The 15,276-nt window shown below is 42.5% G+C and carries 22 protein-coding genes; 13 read left to right on the forward strand and 9 right to left on the reverse strand.

Translation table 11 applies throughout. The features are described 5' to 3' along the window. The first annotated feature begins 2 nt into the window (after positions 1–2). From PseudUWO310_RS09870 to PseudUWO310_RS23595, 6 genes are all read left to right on the forward strand, one after another. On the forward strand, positions 3–332 hold the full coding sequence (locus tag PseudUWO310_RS09870; RefSeq protein ID WP_142600602.1) for a hypothetical protein: 330 nt from the start codon (positions 3–5) through the stop codon (positions 330–332). A gap of 3 nt (positions 333–335) precedes the next feature. Then, positions 336–656, forward strand: coding sequence for a S1 RNA-binding domain-containing protein (locus PseudUWO310_RS09875; RefSeq protein ID WP_142600604.1), 321 nt, complete (start codon positions 336–338; stop codon positions 654–656). A gap of 21 nt (positions 657–677) precedes the next feature. Beyond that, a complete protein-coding gene (locus PseudUWO310_RS09880; protein WP_142600607.1) occupies positions 678–1,334 on the forward strand; it encodes a DUF488 family protein in 657 nt (218 codons plus the stop codon). After that, positions 1,327–1,776 carry a DUF488 family protein gene (locus tag PseudUWO310_RS09885; protein WP_142600610.1) on the forward strand — a complete coding sequence of 150 codons (450 nt, stop codon included), beginning with the start codon at positions 1,327–1,329 and terminating at the stop codon, positions 1,774–1,776. Before PseudUWO310_RS09880 ends, PseudUWO310_RS09885 begins: the two co-directional genes overlap by 8 nt. Then, positions 1,764–2,654, forward strand: a complete 891-nt coding sequence (locus PseudUWO310_RS09890; RefSeq protein WP_223805601.1) for a dual OB domain-containing protein — start codon at positions 1,764–1,766, stop codon at positions 2,652–2,654. Before PseudUWO310_RS09885 ends, PseudUWO310_RS09890 begins: the two co-directional genes overlap by 13 nt. A gap of 166 nt (positions 2,655–2,820) precedes the next feature. Continuing rightward, entirely contained in the window at positions 2,821–2,946 is a 126-nt protein-coding gene (locus PseudUWO310_RS23595; RefSeq protein ID WP_263363413.1) for a hypothetical protein, read from the forward strand. Positions 2,947–2,995: 49 nt separating this feature from the next. Here PseudUWO310_RS23595 and PseudUWO310_RS09895 read toward each other — a convergent pair whose 3' ends face one another. The 4 genes from PseudUWO310_RS09895 to PseudUWO310_RS09910 form a co-directional block, all read right to left on the reverse strand. After that, positions 2,996–3,418, reverse strand: a complete 423-nt coding sequence (locus tag PseudUWO310_RS09895; RefSeq protein ID WP_142600612.1) for a type II toxin-antitoxin system VapC family toxin — start codon at positions 3,416–3,418, stop codon at positions 2,996–2,998. Then, on the reverse strand, positions 3,405–3,677 hold the full coding sequence (locus tag PseudUWO310_RS09900) for a hypothetical protein (protein WP_142600614.1): 273 nt from the start codon (positions 3,675–3,677) through the stop codon (positions 3,405–3,407). Before PseudUWO310_RS09900 ends, PseudUWO310_RS09895 begins: the two co-directional genes overlap by 14 nt. A gap of 352 nt (positions 3,678–4,029) precedes the next feature. Further along, complete coding sequence (locus tag PseudUWO310_RS09905) at positions 4,030–4,314, reverse strand: BrnA antitoxin family protein (protein ID WP_223805602.1); 285 nt, start codon at positions 4,312–4,314, stop codon at positions 4,030–4,032. Continuing rightward, complete coding sequence (locus PseudUWO310_RS09910; protein WP_142600620.1) at positions 4,277–4,555, reverse strand: BrnT family toxin; 279 nt, start codon at positions 4,553–4,555, stop codon at positions 4,277–4,279. The genes PseudUWO310_RS09905 and PseudUWO310_RS09910 overlap by 38 nt, the downstream gene beginning before the upstream one ends. Positions 4,556–4,827: 272 nt before the next feature. On the opposite strand from PseudUWO310_RS09910, the gene PseudUWO310_RS09915 reads away from it, so the two are divergent. From PseudUWO310_RS09915 to PseudUWO310_RS09935, 5 genes are all read left to right on the forward strand, one after another. Continuing rightward, entirely contained in the window at positions 4,828–5,175 is a 348-nt protein-coding gene (locus PseudUWO310_RS09915; RefSeq protein WP_055074715.1) for a hypothetical protein, read from the forward strand. Further along, positions 5,172–5,375: a hypothetical protein gene (locus tag PseudUWO310_RS23275; RefSeq protein WP_223805603.1), complete on the forward strand. Its 204-nt coding sequence runs from the start codon at positions 5,172–5,174 to the stop codon at positions 5,373–5,375. The genes PseudUWO310_RS09915 and PseudUWO310_RS23275 overlap by 4 nt, the downstream gene beginning before the upstream one ends. Positions 5,376–5,600: 225 nt before the next feature. Next, positions 5,601–5,864 carry a type II toxin-antitoxin system Phd/YefM family antitoxin gene (locus PseudUWO310_RS09925; RefSeq protein ID WP_142600688.1) on the forward strand — a complete coding sequence of 88 codons (264 nt, stop codon included), beginning with the start codon at positions 5,601–5,603 and terminating at the stop codon, positions 5,862–5,864. After that, a complete protein-coding gene (locus PseudUWO310_RS09930) occupies positions 5,848–6,105 on the forward strand; it encodes a Txe/YoeB family addiction module toxin (protein WP_142600622.1) in 258 nt (85 codons plus the stop codon). Before PseudUWO310_RS09925 ends, PseudUWO310_RS09930 begins: the two co-directional genes overlap by 17 nt. 172 nt (positions 6,106–6,277) lie before the next feature. Further along, a complete protein-coding gene (locus PseudUWO310_RS09935) occupies positions 6,278–6,667 on the forward strand; it encodes a hypothetical protein (protein WP_142600625.1) in 390 nt (129 codons plus the stop codon). 294 nt (positions 6,668–6,961) lie between these two features. Here the strand turns inward: PseudUWO310_RS09935 and PseudUWO310_RS09940 are convergent, their stop codons facing one another. Continuing rightward, positions 6,962–8,518: a site-2 protease family protein gene (locus tag PseudUWO310_RS09940; RefSeq protein WP_142600627.1), complete on the reverse strand. Its 1,557-nt coding sequence runs from the start codon at positions 8,516–8,518 to the stop codon at positions 6,962–6,964. A gap of 516 nt (positions 8,519–9,034) precedes the next feature. On the opposite strand from PseudUWO310_RS09940, the gene PseudUWO310_RS09945 reads away from it, so the two are divergent. Together PseudUWO310_RS09945 and PseudUWO310_RS09950 are read left to right on the forward strand one after the other, a co-directional pair. Then, positions 9,035–10,051: a sulfate/molybdate ABC transporter ATP-binding protein gene (locus tag PseudUWO310_RS09945; RefSeq protein ID WP_142600630.1), complete on the forward strand. Its 1,017-nt coding sequence runs from the start codon at positions 9,035–9,037 to the stop codon at positions 10,049–10,051. A 218-nt stretch (positions 10,052–10,269) separates the two neighbouring features. Then, on the forward strand, positions 10,270–10,614 hold the full coding sequence (locus tag PseudUWO310_RS09950; protein WP_142600632.1) for a hypothetical protein: 345 nt from the start codon (positions 10,270–10,272) through the stop codon (positions 10,612–10,614). A gap of 248 nt (positions 10,615–10,862) precedes the next feature. On the opposite strand, the gene PseudUWO310_RS09955 is transcribed toward PseudUWO310_RS09950, so the two are convergent. From PseudUWO310_RS09955 to PseudUWO310_RS09970, 4 genes are all read right to left on the reverse strand, one after another. Then, complete coding sequence (locus PseudUWO310_RS09955) at positions 10,863–11,657, reverse strand: tetratricopeptide repeat protein (RefSeq protein WP_142600635.1); 795 nt, start codon at positions 11,655–11,657, stop codon at positions 10,863–10,865. A 46-nt stretch (positions 11,658–11,703) separates the two neighbouring features. Further along, complete coding sequence (locus PseudUWO310_RS09960; RefSeq protein ID WP_223805605.1) at positions 11,704–12,141, reverse strand: copper-binding protein; 438 nt, start codon at positions 12,139–12,141, stop codon at positions 11,704–11,706. A gap of 208 nt (positions 12,142–12,349) precedes the next feature. Continuing rightward, positions 12,350–13,096, reverse strand: a complete 747-nt coding sequence (fabG, locus tag PseudUWO310_RS09965) for a 3-oxoacyl-[acyl-carrier-protein] reductase (protein WP_142600639.1) — start codon at positions 13,094–13,096, stop codon at positions 12,350–12,352. Between the two features lie 178 nt (positions 13,097–13,274). After that, on the reverse strand, positions 13,275–14,861 hold the full coding sequence (locus PseudUWO310_RS09970; protein ID WP_142600642.1) for a tetratricopeptide repeat protein: 1,587 nt from the start codon (positions 14,859–14,861) through the stop codon (positions 13,275–13,277). Between the last annotated feature and the right edge of the window lie 415 nt (positions 14,862–15,276).

Below are 15,276 nucleotides of genomic sequence, written 5' to 3' on the forward strand. Positions count from 1 at the left end.
TTGTGAGAGTCACTATTTATAAAGCGCCTCAGCCGAATAAAGGCGAGAAATTGTTGCAAAATGGTTTTCAGGTGGAGGATTTTCCGTACAATCCACCCTATGAAGACGGTAAGTGTTATTTTGCTGGCGCTAACTCTAGAAGTTTGGCTGAACAGTATAACCAGAGTTACAAACAGGGTATTTTAGAGGTTACGATAGATCAGGAAACATATGATCGCCTTTTTAAACCACTTGAGAGGACTTATCAGGGTGGTTCGTATATCGAGTTACCGATTCCTCATGATTTATTTCCTACTTTAAACCAGTTCCCTAGAGTGTTAAAGAGAGAATAGCTAATGAATAGTCAACTTTGGAATCAAGTTAAATCTAAGTATCAACTTGGGAAATTAATTTACGGGAAAGTGGAATTTCATGCGCCTTTTGGGGTGTTTGTTGATATTGGGGATGAGAATGTAAAGGGAATTATCCAGATTCCAGATTTTTTGGATAGTGGGGTGATGACTCCTGAAATGTATCCTGAGATTGGTTCGCCTGTGGGGGCAGTGGTGGTTGGATATACTGAGGACGATCGCAATCAAGTTTGGTTGAGTGTTAAGCCAAGTGTGTTGCAAAAGTCTTTGGTTAAGTTGAGATTGCCAGTAGCTAGTCAAGCCTAAATAAATGGAGGATTTTGAAAAATGCAACTTTTTACCATTGGTCATTCAAATCACAGCATTAAGACTTTTACTGAGCTTTTACAAAAGCATGAGATTACGGCTTTAGCTGATGTGCGATCACGTCCCTATAGTCGTTATTTACCACATTTTTGCCAAGCACAGTTAAAGGATTATTTAGAAACCGATAAAATTCGTTATGTATTTCTTGGTCAAGAGTTAGGTGCAAGACCTGAAGACCAAAGTTGCTATGTTGATGGTAAAGCTCTATACGAGAGAATTGCGGCGACTGATTTATTTACAGAAGGAATCAGGCGAATCTTAAAAGGTGTAAAAAGTCGTCATAGAATTGCGTTGATGTGCGCTGAAAAAGATCCTTTAACTTGTCATCGAGCAATTTTAGTCTGTAAAAATCTCAAGGAATATGATCTAGATATTCAGCATATTAAAAGTAACGGTGAACTAGAGTCTCATGGAGAATTAGAAGATAGGATGCTGGCTAAGCATGGATTTAAGCAATTTGTAGAACAAACAGAAATTAGTCAACTTTCATTGTTTGATGCTTTGTCACCCATACAAAAAATTGATGAGTTAGACCGTGAAGATTGCCTTATAGAAGTTTATAAAAAGCAGGGTAATGAAATCGCTTATGTAGAAACAAAAGGAGAAGTTTATGCTTAGTCAGTCAGTTCAATTATTTACAATGGGCTTTACTCAGAAAAGTGCTGAGCAATTTTTTGATACCTTGATCAAATCTGGCGTAAAAACAGTTATAGATACAAGGCTAAACAACGTGTCTCAATTGGCAGGATTTACTAAAAAAAATGATTTAAAGTATTTTCTCAAGCAAATTGGCAATATTGATTATGTTCATATCACTGACTTAGCTCCAACCAAAGACATTTTGGATGAGTACAAAAAAAATAAAGGTGACTGGGGAGTATATGAGCAGAAGTTTTTAAAACTAATTTCAGATCGCCAAATTGAGAAAAAAGTTACACCCGAATTACTCAACCATGGATGTTTGCTCTGTAGTGAGGCAAAGCCCCATAACTGCCATCGCCGCCTTGTGGCTGAGTATTTAAGTAAAAAATGGGACGATATTAAAATATGTCATCTATAAAAAGAATCGTTTGTTTGGCTAACTCCAAAAAAGAAGGGGAACGCTGTATTGCTGGGATCGATATTGATACAGGTAAATGGGTTCGTCCTGTATGTGATGATCAATATCCTGAAGATGGCAAAGTTCCCGAAAATATTCGGCTAGTTGATGGTAGAGAGCCAGAACTATTAGATATTTTAGAAATGTCTCTTGCTAACACGGGAAATGATTTTGGGTTTGAGTCTGAAAATCTATCTATTCATCGAGCTAAATGGAAATGCTTAGGAAGAGTAAGACCAGCCGATTTAATCAAGTATTGCGGTAACTATCGTCACATTCTTCATAATTCTGGGAAATATGTAAATCCTTCTTACCTAAAAAGGCTTCCATTTGAAGATCGTCGTACTCTTCAGCTAGTTCAAGTAAATAAATTTGATGTTGAACGAAGAATAACTTCAAAAGGTGTCATAGAGTGGAAAGGAACTATTCAATCTGTTAATGGGCAGAATCTTACTGGAATAAAAATTACTGATTTAGCATTTATCCATAAACTGAATGAAGGTTATCAAATTACTGGGCAATACTTGCTAACTATAAGTTTGGGTATGCCTTGGGCTTATGAGGGTTGGGAAGGTGAAAAACCCTGTTGGAAGTTGATTGTAGGAGTAATTGAGTTACCAAACAGTCCATTACTTACTACAAATGACTTGATATCACAGACAGATGTAGAAATGGCAAGAATTGGCTGGACTAAAGTACAGGGGCGCGATTATCTAGTAAGAAATTTTGATAAAAAAGCGCGACTACAGCTTACCACTGAAGAATTACAAGAGTTTCTAGCACATTTAAAGTCTCTGCCAAACTGTCAGAATAATTTCAATGACGACTTTTTTAACTAAAAGTTGGAAAATTGATTGAGAGTAGAGATAATCGCTATTTGATGTTGTTTGTTATGTTGGGGCGATCGCTTGTGTGGCGGGGCTGTGAATATTTTAGGCGATCGCTTTGTGATGAGGTTAGGGGCGATCGCTGTTTGATGTTGTTGGTTTGTTGAGGGGCGATCGCTTGTTTCGTGAAAGTAAGGATATTTTAGGCGATCGCTTTGTGATTGAGATTAGGGGTGATCGCTGTTTGATGTTGTTGGTTTGTGGAGGGGCGATCGCTTGTGTGGGGGAAGTGTGGATATTTTAGGCGATCGCTGTTTGATTGAGATTAGGGGCGATTATCATAAACACAATAGCTAGACTTCTTCTATTAGCAAGTTCTCAAACAGATTATTGTTATTCCATCGGTAAATACTAAAATCACGGCGATCGCAAGTTAAAATTCTGCCATGATCCAAATGTTCCGCCAAAACAACCAAAGATGCATCAGCAAGATCCATCGGTAAATTGGCATAGCGTCTCATTAGCTCAACCATGCGAGAAAGATGTTGCCTTTGGAAATCAAAAACGGGAAACATCCCATTAGCAACTTCAGTCAAAAATTCAAACTGGACAGATAAACCAGCATCTCTCGCCAAAAGGTAGCTAGTTTCTGTAATTACGGGATAAGTGGTAATTAGTGGTTCTCTGAGAGTGGAAATTACTTGGATAGCTCTAGAGTGGTAGCGATCGCCATTATTTCCCAAAGCAATGAAAAATCCAGTATCAGCGAGGATCATATTTCTCATTAATGATCGCTTTGAAATTTTCCTTTGAATTAGTGGCTAGATCTGGTTCACCTTTAAAACAACCAATAAACTTACTTTGTCGTAGTCGCGCCAAAGGATCGTGATGAGAAGCTCGAATTTGTTGGTAATAAGCATCAATCGCTTCAGCCAGAGAGCGATTTAGAACTGTTGATGCATCTTGCTTAGTTTGCTGCTGAATATATTTAAGTTTATCCGCTTGCTCTTTTTCAAGATGAATAGTAATGTCCATAGGTTATTTTGCTTATGGCTAAGTCAATTTATTGTAGCTTAACATTTAGGCTCTATAGGTGTTTCGGGGAGGTCAACCATGATAAATGGCTTAATGCTTTTAATGACGAGTGTTTCAGCTATCAAAGACCTCCGAGGCTAAAACTATTGCACATCAAGCATTTCAGCCATTTAAGCTAAAGTACCTCCCCGAAACACCTATAGAGCCAACATTTAATTTATAAAGATGCGATCGCTGTTTGATGTTGTTGGTTTGTTGAGGGGTGATCGCTTGTGCGGTGAAAGTGTGGATATTTAGGCGATCGCTTTATGATTGAGATTAAGAACTATATGGCATTTTACTAAAAGAGATTCTAAGCTTTTGTCGTTGTTACATAAGACTTATGTGCTTCTGCATAAATTTTTAAAGCGACAGACATTTGCTGAGCCGCATTCTCACCTTGCGATTGAAACCATGCAAAAGTTTCAGGATCGATTTGAACTGATGCTGTAATTTGTTTAGGAGTTCTCAACTTTGCTTTAGCCCAAAACTCTGCTGATAGAGGAGGAATATCAGATGTATCAATATCCTCATCACGCATTGCATCAATTCTTTCCCAATCAGTCTTCGAGGTATTGTTCATAGTATCTGCGTTCATAAGATAGTGCCTTTCTTAATGAAATAATCCTAATGGTTTGTTCGTCAGGTTCTGTGTAGACAACAACTACGACACGACCTTGAAGTAAACCAATACCGATATACCGATCCTCTCCATAGTTTGCTCTTGCGTCAAGTTCAACAACCATCGGCATATTAAAAACCAGATAAGCATCAGCAAAGTCAAATCCATGTTTAGCACGGTTAATCTGATTTTTACGCTCATCCCACTCAAATCTCATCTTAAAGTTTAGTATTTATGTGTGTTGGGATTCCTCTAATCTTAACTTGTGTTTGACGCTGTTTGATGTTGTTGGTTTGTTGAGAGGGCGATCGCTTGTTTGGGAAAAGTAGGGATTTTGGCGATCGCTTTTTGATGAGATTAGGGGCGATCACTGTTTGATGTTATTGGTTTGTTGAGGGGCGATCGCTTGTGTGGCAGGAGTGTGGATGTTTTAGGCGATCTGATAAAATGAATTCTAAAAGCTAACATTAACAATCACTTGCCAATCCTATGCAAATCACCATAGACATACCAGACGATATCGCCACCACTGTGCAGGATAAGCTGCCACAAATATTGGCGCTAGGATTGCGAGAAATGAATGCTAATCCCAATAATGGTTTTTCGGGACTGACCGAAATATTGCACTTTTTAGCCAAACTTCCATCCCCTCAAGAAGTCTTAAATTTACGCCTCGCGCCAGACGCACAGCAAGAAATTGATAACCTATTAGAAAAAAATCGTACACAAGGTTTTAATGAAAGCGATCGCCTACTATGGCAGCATTATGAGTTTATCGAGCATCTCGTGCGCCTTGCCAAGACTCAAGCCCTGATAAAGCTCCAGACGAGTCAATGAGTAAAAGCTATATTTCCACTAAACTTAGAAAACTAGTCAGCGATCGCGCCCAAAACTGTTGTGAATATTGCCTAATTCCCGAAAGCTTAACTTTAGTTTCCCATCAAGTAGATCATGTAATTGCTGAGTTATTAGACTTTATCATCCTAGACAAGACCAATGGCGAGAAAATTTTAAAATCGAAGAATCTAGTGGCGTAATTTATCCATTGACCACAATTGGGCGCGTAACAATACAGCTACTGAAGATAAATCGATCAGCTTGCCTACCATATCGGCTGATGCTGGCTCAAGCAAAAATATTGATACAAAAATGATGATGTTGATTTGTTGGTTGAGATCGCTTTTGTGGTGAAAGTGTTGATGATTGAGGCGATCGCCTTAACAAAAAGTGGTACGATAAATTGTACGAGTTTGGACTTCCCAATGAAAATTCTTAACGCGAGTGAAGCGCGAGCTAAATTTTTCAGCTTAGTTGAGCAAGTTAGCAAAGATCATCTACCAAGATTTATTACGAGTCGGCAAGGTGATGCGGTACTGCTATCTAAAGCTGATTGGGAAAGCATACAGGAAACTCTCTATCTACAGTCCATCCCTAATCTAGTTGAGTCAATTAGAGCCGCCGAACAAGCGAATGATTGGGTTTCTGAAGAAGAGTTCCTAGGAGCCTTGGATGGACTGGAAGATTGAATTTAGTCGAAATGTGATTAAGGATGCCCAAAAATTGAAGTCTGCTAATTTGGAATCCAACCTCAAATCTTTACTAGAAATCCTCAAGCAGAATCCCTATGAACCTCCCTATGAGAAACTTTCAGGCAACTTGAAAGGATATTTCTCAAGACGGATCAATATCAAACATCGTTTAGTTTATGCAGTCAATGATGAAAATAGAACCACCAGATTTGTTTCTGTATGGTCACATTATGAATAGGCAGAGATTAAGGGCGATCGCTTTGTGATTGAGATTAGAAGCGATCTCTGTTTGATGTTGTTGGTTTGTTGAGGGCGATCAATCGATCTTTGACCTAGTTTCAGTTTTTATGAAGCCAAAACATTTCCTCCTAATACTTATCCCAATATCACTATTTCTCCTACTTGGGTTCTTGAAAAATTATTTCTTTGAGCAAACATTCAGTTCTAAAAATGCTCATAGAGAGGCAAGGAATGATACAGAAGCTTATGTTTTAAGATACTTTAAAGCAATTAAGGATAGAGATTTTGCAACAGTTAGAAAATATACAGGAGCAAGTCAAAATCTTAGCCCATATATTTGTAGACCTATTTCAGACTTTGCGATTAAGGAAATCAATCAAACCCCAAAAACTTATGTTTACGAAATATATGTTTCTGAATACTTTGATATTAGCAATCACACATGGAATATTTATGTTGATAAATATGACTCAGGATTATATTTAACTGATAAATATTTAGAAAATATGTACATAAAAGATGAGGATTGTGGAATTTTTAAAGATTGGACAAAACCTTAAGTATTTGTTCTTAAGCCTAAACCTACAACATTTAAGCTTTGAGGAGCGATCGCTTGATGATTGAAACTGTGGGAGATCGCTTGTTCGTGAAAGTATGGATATTTGAGGTGATCGCTTTGTGATTTTGGAATTAGGAGCGATCGCCCTATCTTTTGAATAAGTAGCTAGGCATAAGTAAACTTAAAACCCAGAAGAGTATACCGCCCGCTGCGCGGGCGGTATACTCTCTGGTTTTGTTTTTTAATTATGCCTAGCTACTTAGAAGAGAAAAAACGATACTTTGTTCTATTTAATCTATGGAAGCAATCCGCCACCACCGCCAATACCTAAGCGATCGGCAACACTGGAGGTAATGGGAAGTAACGTAATCAACATCCAAAAGAGAGCGACCACCCCTAAAGCTTCGCGATCGCCATCAAGCTCTGAAAGCTCGTTGAGCATAGGACGTTCCAAATCTCTTAATAGAATTAAGATAATTCCTCCCCAATAGAGCGCGAGTGGATTAATGACCGTAGCAATCACTAGGAAAATCAAGGTTAATACTGTCGTCCAACTTGCCGTACGTCTTCCATAAACCGATTGAACAATCCTGCCACCATCTAGCTGACCTGCGGGCATCAAATTCAGGGCCGTGATTACCGAGCCAAGCCATCCGAGAACTACTAAAGGATGAATAGAAATAAAGCTATCCTGTAACGCATTCCCAAGAAATAACTTCGCTAGGGTTCCAGCTAATACGGAAGCTTGAAAAATTTGACTGGGAATATCGATGCTTCCCATGCCGATCGCAGATAGACGCAAACCAACCAGAAGCACGATCAAAGAAACCAATCCACTTGCCAAGGCTGGCGCGATCGCAATATCAAACAGAGCAACCCGATTGGGCAATGGCGAAGAAATCCGACTGAACGCCCCAAAAGAACCTAATTGGGAAGAAGGCAAAAGAAACGGCAAACTCATCTTAACCTTATATTTCTTTGCCATCAGACGCATCACTAGCTCTCGCAGCCCTAAAATTGCGCCAATACCCAAGGCAAAGGGCAAACCGATGAGATATTCTTGAGGAGATTGCACAACGGGAATCCCGCCTACTAAAGCACCCAAATTTAAAGCCGTATAGCCATTGGCAACAATCAGCACCAAAATCAAGAGCCTTTGCGGAATCGTATTGTTATCCACATTACTAACTCGGCTAGGCAAAACGATCACTACGGGCTTGCGATCTTGCCCTTCAACTAAAAAGAGGTTGTACCGATCGCCAAGGCGATCGTGCAAGGATTTAGTCAGGCGATCATGGACGACATCGGGCTCACCCCGTAAATTACCCTTAAAAATAGCCCCTTCTTGGTAGGGAATAGTTTCGGTAACATAGTAGGTTTCGATTCCAAAGATCCCCTGCATCAGCTTCATATCTTCCGCAGGCAAGGACTTAAAAAGTTTTAACTGGTTCTTTCCCTGCGACATTGCCAAAGCAATTGGAGTCTTAACAGGTAGATCGTTGGTCAGATTGTCTTGAGCATTTGGGCGATCGATACCAGTCACTTCAATGTCTCGTTTGAGCTTTTGCTCGATCGCTGATTTTTCTTCAGACACAATCTTGCGTAATTGGTTACTGATAGCAACATAGGCGATCGTCGAGCCTAGCAACAAAAATAATAGGGTTGTGAAATTGATAAAAACACCTAAAACAAACAAGCCAAAGTAGATGAGCCAAGGAGCCATGAGCGCTACAAATTGCAGCCAAGACAATAGCCCCAGCTTACCAAACTTGCGGGAACGAAAATATCCCCAACCCAGCAAAGCAAGGGTAAGTACTAATACAGAGATCGGAAGAAGTGGATTTGACATCATAAAAATAAATTACAGGAAATCGCAGGAATTCTCGAAGACAAGCCACAATTCCCTACAATTTTTAAATAAGGCTTTTAAATAAGGCTTTATAAATAAGGTGGAATTCTGTATATCCACTTTAGCGACAAACCGTAGACTAAGTAGCTAAGCCCAATTAAATATAAGCTCCCCAAAACCTGAGGCGCACGCACAGCTTGTGCCACAGGTTTTGGCTCTTGGTTTTAATTATGTACGGCTACTTACAGTTTCTTACAGCAATTATCGATCGAACGAACCACAAGGAAATTTTTGAAAGCGTTGCTTCGCAACGCTTTCAAAAATTTCCTTGGTTTGGGTTTGAGCGCAAAGCGCTGTAGTAGCGCTGGCAGCAGGTTATCCTAAAAACTATCAGGTTTTTCGGTCAGCGCTAAGTATTGTAATATGTGATGATATCGAATCAACGGTAAACGCATAGATTAACTGTAGATTTGAAGGCGATCTGTCGGTCATGTTAAGACAATTTGAGGTAATGGCAACGTGGGCATTGTTGTAGAAAATGTAGTTAAGCAGTTTGGTGATTTTTTAGCCCTAGACAATATCAATCTTGAGGTCAAAACTGGGTCATTGGTAGCTCTATTAGGTCCCTCAGGTTCTGGCAAGTCCACTTTATTAAGATTGATTGCAGGCTTAGAGACCCCCGATCGCGGCAAGATTTTTCTGACTGGAAAGGATGCCACCGATCAAGATGTGCGCGATCGCAATATTGGTTTTGTCTTCCAACATTACGCTCTCTTCAAACACATGACCATTCGCAAAAATATTGCCTTTGGACTAGAGATCCGCAAAGAACCCAAAGCCAAAATTGCTGAGCGCGTCGAAGAGCTATTGGAATTAATCCAGCTCAAGGGTTTAGGTAATCGCTACCCTTCCCAACTTTCGGGCGGACAGCGCCAAAGAGTTGCCCTCGCCCGTGCCCTCGCCGTCCAGCCGAGCGTCCTACTCCTCGACGAACCCTTCGGCGCACTGGATGCCAAAGTCCGTAAAGAACTGCGGGCTTGGCTGCGTCGCCTCCATGATGAAGTGCATGTTACCAGCGTCTTTGTCACCCACGACCAAGAAGAAGCGATGGAGGTATCGGATGAAATCGTGGTAATGAACAAGGGCAAAATCGAGCAGATTGGCACGCCCGCTGAAGTGTACGACAATCCTGCAACCCCTTTTGTGATGAGTTTTATCGGTCCTGTGAATGTACTGCCCGCCAGTCGCGATCGCACAAAATTGCTAAAAACGGATAATGCTAGTGAAGATGTGTATATCCGCCCCCGCGATATTTTGATTGAAACGGAGCCCACCAGCACATCTGTCTCCGCAAGGATCGCCAGATTAATTCATCTGGGCTGGGAAGTTCAAGTTGAGTTAGCCCTAGGCGATGGACAAATTTTAACGGCCCATATGAGTCGTGAACGTTTTGATGAGTTGAAATTACAACCGCAACAACATGTCCATATTGAGCCAAGGGATGCTAAGTCCTTTCCCCTTGATTACGCCATTTAGTTGCCAGTTTGCTCTCAAAACCCCAAAGATAGGTGGCGGCGCTTCGCGCCGCCACCTATCTTTGGGGTTTTATGTCCTAAGTAATACCAAATCACGAAAGTGGAACAACACTTTTGTGATTTGGTATTAATGCTTTTATTTTTTGGGGTGTTAACAACCAAAGCCCAAAAAAATTTGGTATAGACTAGGAATTAGATGTTAAGAAAGGAGCTAAAACGATGACTTTAAAATCTATTTCCCTGACCGCTATGGGGATAGTATCGGCTAGCATGATTGGAGCTGCTGGAGCGATCGCGCAAATCAATAATGCCCCAACATTAGCCGAGCAAACCCTAAGGGATTCCCAACAACAGGAAAGAAGCTCTTTGAGCATCGGTGGCAGCAATGTCAACCTATTGCAGCTCATGAATAGCATTAATCTTGCTGGTGGCAAGTCTCCAGAGCAATTTCGGGCTAGCCAATCCGAGTCCTTTGACGAAGCCGTATCGACCTTTAGAAATCAGCAAAAACGTGATGTTCAGATTTCTATCCCTGCCAACCCCAATCAGTCAATTAATAAGTAATACCAATTCACGAAAGTGTGACAACACTTTTGTGAATTAAACACCAAACCCAGTCAGGTTTTGAGATTCCCAAAAATGGCGTTGCCATTTTGGGAATTGGTATAACGTCAGTTCGGATTAAGCTGGCAAGTTTTAAAAGCCCAAAAGTAAAAGCCTTGCTACGCAAGGCTTTTACTTTTGGGCTTTGAGAAAGGGTTTGCGTAGCAAACACTTGCTCAAAGCCCGTTTCCAATTATCCCGAACTCACGTTATTTCAGAGTCAAAAACTTTTCTAGAGCTGCAACCATTAAAGGGGGCCAACGGCGAATATCTCTTACCCAGTTTATATCTTGGTAGCGGGGATCGAGATTAGCCACCGATACCCAATTGCTCTCCGCTTCCCCTAGCTTGTGATTTGCCCAGAGTGCGGCGGTTAGAGCGGCTCGCACATCCGTATAGTTGGGATATTTACGTAATATATTTTTCATAGCCACGATCGCTTCGTCGGTCTTACCAACTTGGTAAAGGGCGATCGCATTATTGCCAAAGGCAGTGCTAAAGCGCGAGTTAACCCGCATCGCCGTTTGATAATCGGCGATCGCCTCTTCCCATTTGCCCAAGCCTGACTTTGCATTACCGCGATTGTTGTAAGCGGCGGCATCCTGAGGATCGATCGCCAAAACGCGATCATAATCAGCGATCGCTTCCTGCCATTTGCCCAAACTCTCCAATGCTGCCCCACGATTGAGATAGGGATCGGGAAAATTGGGAGCCAGTTCTACCGACCTGTTGTAATCTTCAAGCGCATCCTGTGGGCGATTTTGGCTCATTTTGGCGTTACCGCGATTGCTCCATCCTGCGGCATTGTCTGGATAAAGTTTAATCAAATCCGTCCAATAGCCTTCAGCCTCAGTAAATTTGCCAGCATTGGTAGCATCAAAGGCTTGTTTGACTAACTGATCGAGTTGATTGGATTCGGTTTCCGTAATATTAATTTGAGCCTGTACTGGTGCGGGGTTCAACAACAAAAGTAAAGCAAGCAAAGCTGCGAATATGGCACGCATGGAGATTTAAACCTTCGGTAAACAAAAAGCAAGTTAATTCCTCATTCTACGCGCTAGGTTGAATGGCGATCGTACCGCGCATTCCTGCTTCGGTATGTCCAGCGATCGCGCAGTGCAACTCATACGTACCTGACTTAATTGGCACAAATGTCCATGCGGCGTTAGTATTGGGACGTAATTCTAGTTCGCGAATATACCCTTTAATTTCCACATTACCAGCCACCACATTTTGCGTCCAAATCGCATCGGCAAAATCCTTACTGGTGAAATAATGCTTCATAGCACTAGGGTTGCTGAGCAACAATTTGTATCGCTTACCCGATTCAAAGACAAAGCGATCGGGAATGAATCTGAGCTCATTAGCACCATTGCTGAGGCTAACTTTCACTTCGATCGCCTCCTGTTTGGTGAAATCAATGGTCGCCAGTTGAGGGCTAGGTGCGGCGATCGCCAACTCTGGACTCGCCACAAGACCTATCACCATTAGGAGAATACTAAGAATTTGGAGAAACTTTGCGTAAAACCGATTCAAATTCATATAGAAACCCTAAATGCATCGAGAGAAGCTTTGAGAGAGGCTTGACTTCGCTCAGCCATCGTATCCCTTGGGATGAGCAAAGTCGAAACCCTCTTTCGGGGCTGGCAGCAGCTATAGCCATAGCCAAGGGCGCTGTGAGCGCCCTTGGCTATGGCTATGCCATGACCATACCGCCATCGACATTAAAAACCTGTCCTGTGATATAGGCGGCCGCAGGATCTGCCGCTAGAAATCGCACCATACCCGCAATTTCCTCGGGTTGACCATAACGCCCCAGAGGAATGAACTTGAGAATATCATCGGTATTCTTGAGATCGGCGGTCATATCTGTGGCAATAAATCCTGGAGCAACCGCATTGACCGTAATCCCACGGCTGGCAAGTTCCTTCGCAACGGTTTTAGTAAAGCCAATTACCCCAGCTTTTGCCGCGCTATAGTTGCCCTGACCGGGGTTACCCATCTGTCCTGCAACGGAGGCAATATTAATAATTCGTCCCGATTTCTGTTTGAGCATAATTTTGGAGGCAGCACGGGTAGCCAGAAATACGCCTGTCAGGTTGAGGTCGATCACCGATTGCCAATCCTCAAGCTTCATCCGTAGCAATAGGGTATCGCGGGTAATGCCCGCATTATTTACCAAGATATCCATGCGACCCCAAGAGTCGATCGCTGATTTGATCAAGCTGTCCACCTGTGATTCTTGGGAGACATCGGCATGAATGGCGATCGCTTCACCGCCTTTGGTCTTGATTTCCGCAACAACTTCTTCGGCGGCGCTAGCCGAACTGGCATAGTTCACCACAACTTTTGCGCCTTCACTGGCAAGTGACACCGCGATCGCGCGTCCAATACCCCTTGATGCACCCGTGACGATCGCCACCTGACCTTCTAAAAATCCCATGCTTATATTTAAAACTCCATAATTTATGCTTTTTAATTGTGGTCATGCCAAGCAGGACTAAAATCACGGCTTGCAGCTCGGTGATTTTTGCCATGTTGTAAACAACCAGAATCACAGTTTAGCGATTTGAGGGGTACTTAATTCAAAACAAGCCATGCAAAGCACAGCTTGTTTTAAATTAAGTAATCCCCTGTAATGCTTGGATTGCCTGTTGGGTGCGCTTAATCCATTCTGCGTCACGGTTTTCTTCGTACAACTTCAGAGCTTCTTGATAGGAGCGGATCGCATTGCTAACTTCCCCTTTCAATGTATATAAAGCCCCTAGTCCAAAATGTGCCTTGGCAAAATTTGGATTTAAAGACAGAGCCTTGAAATAGGCATTCTGGGCTTCGCCCAGTCTGCCGCGATCGGCATAGGCTAGCCCTAGACTGGTGTAATCGACCCAGAGATCTTCTTTGCCGATCGCAATGGTTTTTTGAAAAGCATCGATCGCCTCGTCACTATTGCCTTGAGACCGCAATAAATTGCCCAGATTGCTATAGGCAACCGCATTTTGGGCATCGATCGCGATCGCCCGCCGAAATGCGGCAATTGCTTCGGTATTACGATTTTGGTCAGAAAGAACGCGCCCGAGGTTGTTATAAGCCACGGCATAGTTTGGATTAATCGCGATCGACTTCTGATAAGCGGAGATCGCACCTTCGAGATCGCCTTGACGACGTAAAGCAAGCCCTAGCCCATTAAAGGAACTAGCCACCTTAGGATTAATCTCCGTACTTCGCTTAAAAGCTTCCGCTGCTTCAGGAATATTTTCGTCCCTCAAGAAAACACTACCCAAAATCGCATAAATATCTGCATTACGCGGATCTTGCTCGATCGCCTTCCGAAACGTGGCGATCGCATTGGGGCGATCACTCAATTGGTTATAGGCTAAGCCGAGGTTGTAATAAACATTGGGAAAATTAGGCTCAAGGGTCGTGACCCGTTTGTAGGCTTCGATCGCTCCCGTATAGTCTCGATCTTCGTACAACGAAATTCCCAAGGCAAAATGCGCCACAGCGTACTGAGGGGCAAGTTCGATCGCTTTCCGATAGGCGGCGATCGCTTCCTTGCGATTGCCCTGCCGCCGCAATACCGTTCCTAAACCGTTATGAGCTAGGGCATACTTCGGGTCAAACTCAATCGCCTTCCGAAATGAAGCAACCGCCTCATCGATATTATTCCGTCGCTCGTAGGCGAGACCTAAATTGTAATAGGCAGGAGCAAGATTGGTGTCCGCCTTACTGAGTTGAATAAATTGTTGATACGCATCGATCGCACCGCTAGAGTCACCCTTTTGATAAAGCGCGATGCCGAGTCCGTAATAGGCGGGCGTGTAACTTTTATCGATCGTAATGGCTTGACGATGGGCATTGATCGCGCCCTGAATATCCCCCTTTTGGCGCAATGTCACTCCCAAACCATAGTAAGCAGGAACCAACTCTGGACTCGCAGCGATCGCTTGACGATAAAGAGTAAGCGCCCGATCGAGCTGGTTTTGCTCTCGCAGGGAGTTAGCTTGTTCTACCAGCTTAATCGAACTATTTGCCGAATCGTTCTGAGAAATTAGGCGATCGACTCTAACGGGAGTAGGCGATGTTTGAGCTAAGGCGATCGGTTCGAGAGCAGGAGTGAGACTGCCTATGAGCGGGAACAAGCCCACTGCTGCGATATTCGTAATTGCGATATTCGTAATTGCGATCTTCGTAATTGCGGTTTTGATCATAGTTAATATTGCTTATAGCTTTTTTCTGCCATGAAAATTTATGAGTTGATAAAAGCAGAAATGATAATGAGCAGTAAGTTTCCAAATTAGAAGAGCAGATTCGATCCTTCACACCACATCAATGACTTTACCAAGGAAACCTATCAAATTTACAGATATCATTACAGATATCAATAGATATCAATTATTTATCCTATTAGCAAAGTCCCCTGAAGCTGATGCGTAGAAAGACTTAAATCTATAAAAGCCAAGGCGAAAATTGGCAAGGTTACCAGTTACAGCTTTGCGCCATCACTGGCAAATCTAGGCGAAGCCAAACCGTAAAGATGCGCCCTACAAGGGCGCATCTTTACGGTTTGGCTTTAACAACGCACTAAGGAGCTAGGCGATCCCAAAAACCGTAGCGCACGCTGTG

It is taken from the genome of Pseudanabaena sp. UWO310 (genome assembly GCF_006861605.1).
GTDB lineage: Bacteria > Cyanobacteriota > Cyanobacteriia > Pseudanabaenales > Pseudanabaenaceae > Pseudanabaena.